This window comes from Amphritea atlantica, assembly GCF_018860855.1.
In the GTDB taxonomy this organism is placed as follows: Bacteria; Pseudomonadota; Gammaproteobacteria; order Pseudomonadales; family Balneatricaceae; genus Amphritea; species Amphritea atlantica_A.
In genome coordinates this window covers 80,092-86,091 of record NZ_JAHKQE010000034.1, presented here as the reverse complement: position 1 = coordinate 86,091, position 6,000 = coordinate 80,092, and the positions used below count along the sequence as shown (strand labels likewise).

The 6,000-nt window shown below is 46.5% G+C and carries 5 protein-coding genes; 1 reads left to right on the top strand and 4 read right to left on the bottom strand.

Annotated elements, in window-relative coordinates:
- Positions 1–1,147 precede the first annotated feature (1,147 nt).
- Both pssA and ubiM read right to left on the bottom strand, forming a co-directional pair.
- Positions 1,148–1,927: a CDP-diacylglycerol--serine O-phosphatidyltransferase gene (gene pssA / locus KO512_RS15715; RefSeq protein ID WP_215953300.1), complete on the bottom strand. Its 780-nt coding sequence runs from the start codon at positions 1,925–1,927 to the stop codon at positions 1,148–1,150.
- A gap of 178 nt (positions 1,928–2,105) precedes the next feature.
- The gene (ubiM, locus tag KO512_RS15710) at positions 2,106–3,311 is read right to left on the bottom strand and encodes a 5-demethoxyubiquinol-8 5-hydroxylase UbiM (RefSeq protein WP_215953299.1); all 1,206 of its coding nucleotides are present in this window, start codon (positions 3,309–3,311) and stop codon (positions 2,106–2,108) included.
- A 225-nt stretch (positions 3,312–3,536) separates the two neighbouring features.
- Between ubiM and ilvY the strand changes: the two genes are divergently transcribed.
- Positions 3,537–4,409, top strand: coding sequence for an HTH-type transcriptional activator IlvY (gene ilvY / locus KO512_RS15705; protein ID WP_215953302.1), 873 nt, complete (start codon positions 3,537–3,539; stop codon positions 4,407–4,409).
- Between the two features lie 224 nt (positions 4,410–4,633).
- Here ilvY and KO512_RS15700 read toward each other — a convergent pair whose 3' ends face one another.
- Both KO512_RS15700 and phnN read right to left on the bottom strand, forming a co-directional pair.
- Complete coding sequence (locus KO512_RS15700) at positions 4,634–5,023, bottom strand: acyl-CoA thioesterase (RefSeq protein WP_215953298.1); 390 nt, start codon at positions 5,021–5,023, stop codon at positions 4,634–4,636.
- A 61-nt stretch (positions 5,024–5,084) separates the two neighbouring features.
- Positions 5,085–5,669, bottom strand: a complete 585-nt coding sequence (gene phnN / locus KO512_RS15695) for a phosphonate metabolism protein/1,5-bisphosphokinase (PRPP-forming) PhnN (protein WP_215953297.1) — start codon at positions 5,667–5,669, stop codon at positions 5,085–5,087.
- Positions 5,670–6,000 lie beyond the last annotated feature (331 nt).

The following is a 6,000-nucleotide window of genomic DNA, read 5'->3' as shown; positions in this document are numbered from 1 at the left end:
TTTTACTCAACACCCTGATTAAGTCAACCATTTTATTTAAGAACTTTTAGCAAATTCTCAAATGAAGTCGGCGACTTCCTGTTCAACTTTCCGCTGTTAAAAGCTTGCGTTAAACGCCCTGCTTTCAATGGGTTAATCGAACAGCTCAACTTGTTTCAGTGACCGTTTTCGGAGGCTGTCTCAAGCGAGGAGGCGCATTTTACACCGCACAGCCAGCGAGTCAACAGAGCCAGCACGAAAAAGTGTCAATTTAATGAAAAGCAGCTAACTTTTTACAATGAGCTGCTAGACCGTCACTTCACGACCTGTTGCGGTTAAGAAATCAAGACCAAGGCAATAACCTATCGCCCCTAGAATAGGCTCCAACAAAACCACAAAAACCGCCTGACGGCGGTTTTTGTGGTTTTCGGCTTGGGAAGTTATGAATCAGCCACTCTTCTTGCCTATGTTATTCACGCCAGCCAACATCACTCGATGTCGATCAGATACTGAGAGCGCAGGGTAAGTCTGTCTAAATTCAGGGAAATCATTATACAGACGGCGAGATGAGAGAGCTGCCTGACTGAATCTTGATCATGTCCGCTGAAACCAGCGAATTAAACAAAACTTGGATACTTAATCAAATCCACTAACGGAACCCCTAACCAAGAAATCACCACAGACTGAACTTCAACATAACATAGCCGGCATATCGATCATATAATGCAGAGCGAGCGAGGATCTCTTCCAGTGGATAGCACTTAGGTTTTGCAACCGCACCCCTGATCTCCACCATCCAAGGATCGGTCACAAACCGCTGAGCATTACGCACGGGACACGCTTATCGGTACAAACGTATAAAAGCTATTCTGGGTTATCGCATCAGAATAAAGCACTCAAGCTTCATCGATTGAACAACTTGAGTTACGGGCGATATCTGCCAGCTTTAGCTGTACCGCTGAGGCCGCACATAGCGCGGCAAATCACTAGGAGTATCATACATTGCCGCACTACCGTTGATGATAACCCGTCATCGACAACGCCGCTTGCATGAAGCGACGCCGATTTCGATAAATAGATGCTGGGGTAAGCTTGGAGGGCTAGATCGTTGAAGCACTGGCTCGCTTATATCTATTCAAAACAGCCTCGCCTCAACGTTCTGCGTAGTTTAGCTACTGAGTGTTTTACGTTTACGCAGCAGCCACAGTACTGGACCTGATAATGAATAACCCAATAGCAACAACCACAGGAAGATAGCTGGGCTAATAGAGATCACGCCAATGGTCAAAACGATCACCAGCAAGATCATAAAGGGAATCTTCCCCTTTGGATCCACATCTTTAAAACTATAGTAAAGCACATTACTCACCATCAACACGCCCATCAAAGCGACATAGATAGCGATGAGAAAGACAAAGCTCGAAACATCAATATCAAATTCAACACAGGCCCACACCAGTCCGGCGATCGATGCCGCTGCCGCAGGGCTCGGCAAGCCGATAAAGTAACGCTTATCCACAGAACCAATTTGAGTATTAAAACGTGCTAAACGTAAAGCCGCGCCAGCCACATAGATAAACGCACAGAACCAACCAAACTTACCCGCGTCACTCAGGACCCAGCTAAATGTAACCAACGCCGGTGCGACCCCAAATGAGACCATATCCGCCAGCGAGTCATATTCCGCGCCAAAAGTACTCTGGGTGTTGGTCAGACGAGCCACTCGACCATCAAGCCCATCCAGTACCATCGAGACAAAGATCGCAATCGCCGCATTATCAAACGCACCATTCATACCCGCCACAATGGCATAGAAGCCACTAAACAAAGCGCCGGTCGTGAATAGGTTTGGCAGTAAATATATGCCTCGATTACGAGGTTTTGGATCTGTGGATTCTGGGGTGGGTTGATCAGGTTGTTCTGGTTTGCTTCCCTGTGGGTTGTTCATAGAGCTATTTACACCAATGGATTAACAAAATGTTAAGACATTCTACTTTTCCGCCTAACGGAAAGCTATCGCTACCCAAAAGCTTTCCGTTTCTGAATTAAGCAAAGAGGCTCTGAATACGGTCTTTTTCGTCCATATCGTCAACCACGGCTCAAGTATTAAGTCTGATTAATGAGGTTTATTTTAAACCTGGCAAAAAGAATAGCGTATCACTACGTTTTTCCGTTAATTTCCGAGTAATCGCCCGTTTTAACGGTGCGACGTTATTGGCGATCCGTAAAGTCGCCTTACGGGCAATTTTGGCCGCTACGTTATCATTGGTAAATAATCCGACAACAAGATTAGTTCCCGCATACAAAGGACGGGTGACCAACATATGACCGCGCTGATATTTCTGTAAAACACGCCTGGAGCCAATATCGACACCAAGGCTAAGGGCCTGCTTAATCTCTTTGGTCAGGCTTTCCTGGCTTCTCAAGCCTAAATTAAAGCCATGCGCTGTAACTGGGTGCATACCAACGGCAGCATCACCGATCACCGCGTAGCGACGACTCACAAATTTATTCGCATGCACCGCCACCAATGGATAGAGATGACGACGGCCATAGAGCTTCATACTACCTAACTGTCCCTGCAGACGTTGTTCAATATCGGCGGCGAACGCTTCTTCATTCATATTAAAAATACTGTCAGCCTCAGCACTAGAGACCGTCACGACAATGGATGACAGATTGCCCGTCATCGGTAAAATTGCCACCGTTCGACCATAATGAAAACATTCAAAGGCCGTCTGATGATGGGAAAGGGAGTGCTCCATTCGACATACGATGGCCGTACGGGAGAAATCTTTAATGCTGGCGGGTAGGCCCATTTTACGACGAGTTTCTGAAAAACGACTATCCGCCGAGACGAGCAGATCACACTCGAAACGTTCACCATTCGCCAACTGCACCCAGGCACAGCGCTCATCATTACCGACATCTTCAACCGACATTTCAGTCAACAACTCAATATTATCGACCCCCTGCACAACGTCAAAATAGGCTTTGCGAATTTTATCGTTGGGTACTAAATAGCCTAATGCATCTAGCTCCGCATTATCATTGTCAAAGTTCAGAGTATAGCTAGAGTTACCATCGATCACTTTCGCCGCACAGATCGGCGATACATCATTGGCGGCGAGCTCCTGCCAAGCCCCCGCCGTTTTCATCAATGCGATTGACCGGTGTGTTAACGCAATTTCACGCCCATCTTCTGGCGGATTCTGCAGCACACTCAAAGATGACCTGTCCACCAGCAACATCTTTAATGAAGTATCCCCCAAGGAGCGTGCAAAACTCAGCCCTGCTGGGCCTGCGCCAATAATGATAATGTCATACTTCATACAGAACCTCGGGGCGATCATGCGCCATTGCAACCGGAATATGAGGCCAAACATACCCGCAACGACAATCGATTTCCCTAACCCAGATCAAACCGGTTTAAGAAAACACGATATCCTCCAATAATGACAAGTCATCCCCCCTATCCAAATAAATAGTTATTGCAGAAAAAAACCTATATGCAAAAATACATTTCACATACTGCAATGCATAAGCTGACCCCATTTATGGATACCCGCTCTCTTACGTTCTTTATTAGCCTCTGCGACACCCTTCACTTTGGCCGCGCCAGTGAGGCTTGTCATATCAGCCCTTCGGCCCTTACCCGAACCATTAAACAGATGGAGAGCACCCTCGGCGTACAGCTGTTCGAGCGGGATAATCGTACGGTCAGACTGACTCGTGAAGGTGAACGCTTTCAAACCTATGCCAGAGAAGCCCTGATACAGTGGGACGTTATCCGCAACTCGCTCCTCGAAGAAGCACAAGAATTACAGGGGGAGATCAGCGTCTATTGCTCTGTCACCGCAAGCTATAGCTTTCTCTATGACATTCTCAATAAATTTCGGCGTCAGCATCCCAAAATCGAAATCAAGCTACATACCGGCGATCCAGAAAGTGCCATTCAACGAGTGGTGAGCGGCACCGACGATATCACCATTGCCGCTCGCACCGACATATTGCACAACAGCCTTGCCTTTAAGCACATCGCCACGTCACCCTTGGTGTTTATAGCACCACAGCAAGACCCCCTACTGGATTCCATGCTAGGGAGTGCCACCGACTGGTCGGCGGTGCCGATGATCTTGTCAGAAGATGGCGTATCTAGAAAGCGGGTAGATCAGTGGTTTAAGGCGCGCCAAGCTAAACCTAAAATTTACGCCCAAGTTGCCGGAAATGAAGCGATTGTCAGCATGGTTAGCCTCGGTTTCGGGGTTGGCGTTGTACCGAAAATCGTCTTAGAAAACAGCCCACTGGCGACTCGAGTGCGCATTTTAACGATACAACCCGAATTGAAAGCCTACGATGTGGGCCTAATCGCACTCAAGAAGAAACTACAGAGCCCACTTATTGCAGCCTTCTGGTCTCAAATCGGCTGACGCCGTCATTAGTCGATACTTCAGCAATTCTGCATCACATGAGCGCTATCTTTTCTCGCCTCGTCTCATCACCCATAAAGTCCGCAGAAAAAAGCTCTATTGAATACCAACTCACTTACATCAGTAGCGGCACATCGCTCAAACCAAACTTAATCTGATTCAGCGTAAACAATAGGCAAAAGCCAACCAATAACTCAAAGCTAAACCAGTAAACTGGGCCTTAATCATTGATTGAAAAGTTCTTCCAAATGCGGCGAGATGTAAGGCCGACCACGTTCATTCAATGCGGTTCCGATAACCAGTCCAGTAAGGCAAAGCTTTTCATCCTCAAGGCGCACAACCTGCTGACGAAAACCAAACTTCACTCGACTCAGCCGCTCGAGTGCAACCTCAACCCGAAACCGATCTCCGCTTTTTAACGATGCTTTATAATCAAGTTCGGAACGAATAACCACGAGATGAATACCCGCCTTAGTCAGCGCGGCAAAGTCTATTCCGCCCTGTTTTAAAAAGGCATGGCGCGCATGCTCAAGGTAGTTGAAATAAACACCGTTATTCACAATGCCCTGCATATCCAGTTCATAATCCCTAACACTCATTTCAATACTGAACATTAAAAATCTCCTAACAAAAAAAGGGTGCCTTAATAGCACCCTCTTGAATATTAATCATAACCTAATGGGTTGAGCGGGCCGATTTAACCACATCGGGTGCTAAAGATTCGATAATCGTCAACAGGGCATTAACACCCTGCTGCAAGTTCTCATTATTATCGACCAACAGAATACTATCCGGAAGACTATCGACAAATTGTCGGTGTCGATTCAACCGTTTAACAATCTCTTCTTCGCTCTCACGACCTCGATCTATCAATCGCTGACGTAGACTCTCTTCATCCACTTGCACCAATACTGGAATCAAATTCGGATAAGCATGTAAAGCAATTTGCAGGTATTCGCGGGAACCGTTGATAACCACATTAACGCCTTTCGCCAGCCAGTTATCAATTTCAGCACCGATGCCATAGCTATAGTCATGGGAATACCATTGCATCGCAAACATCCCCATACTTGCCCGCATATCGAACTCTTCAGGCGATAAATGAATATGGTTTTCACCACCAACATTAGGGGCGCGAGTAATGTAACGATGGGCAACAAAACAACGATGTTTTGTCTGCAGACGCTGACGACACCCTTCAAGCAAACTATCTTTACCGCTGCCTGAAGCGCCCACCAGATAGAGCAGTTTTCCACTCATAGGATGATCTCTGAGTACTATACCGGTTATTGAGAGCTCAAGAGTAATACGCTTAAATTGGAAACACCAGCCCTGATTAACCCAGCCCTATCACCATCTCGTAAAAAAACCAGACGATAATCTTCGCTGCAAAGACAATGACATAGACCTTATTTTACCGTCAAAACAGGAAACCTATCTTTCCCTATACCCTGCTGACGACCTTAAATCACCTTACTTCCAATAACGTAACCATGACAAGTAGCAGACCTTGGCCATGCCGAGGCCCGATCAAACAACCGTTATGTCTAATCCCTCAAATATCGCTTAATTTAGGCAAAAAAAAGCCACT

Coding starts and splice junctions, on each gene's coding strand:
- pssA (WP_215953300.1), bottom strand. CDS start 1,927: ATGAACAACCCACAGGGAAGCAAACCAGAACAACCTGATCAACCCACC.
- ubiM (WP_215953299.1), bottom strand. CDS start 3,311: ATGAAGTATGACATTATCATTATTGGCGCAGGCCCAGCAGGGCTGAGT.
- ilvY (WP_215953302.1), top strand. CDS start 3,537: ATGGATACCCGCTCTCTTACGTTCTTTATTAGCCTCTGCGACACCCTT.
- KO512_RS15700 (WP_215953298.1), bottom strand. CDS start 5,023: ATGTTCAGTATTGAAATGAGTGTTAGGGATTATGAACTGGATATGCAG.
- phnN (WP_215953297.1), bottom strand. CDS start 5,669: ATGAGTGGAAAACTGCTCTATCTGGTGGGCGCTTCAGGCAGCGGTAAA.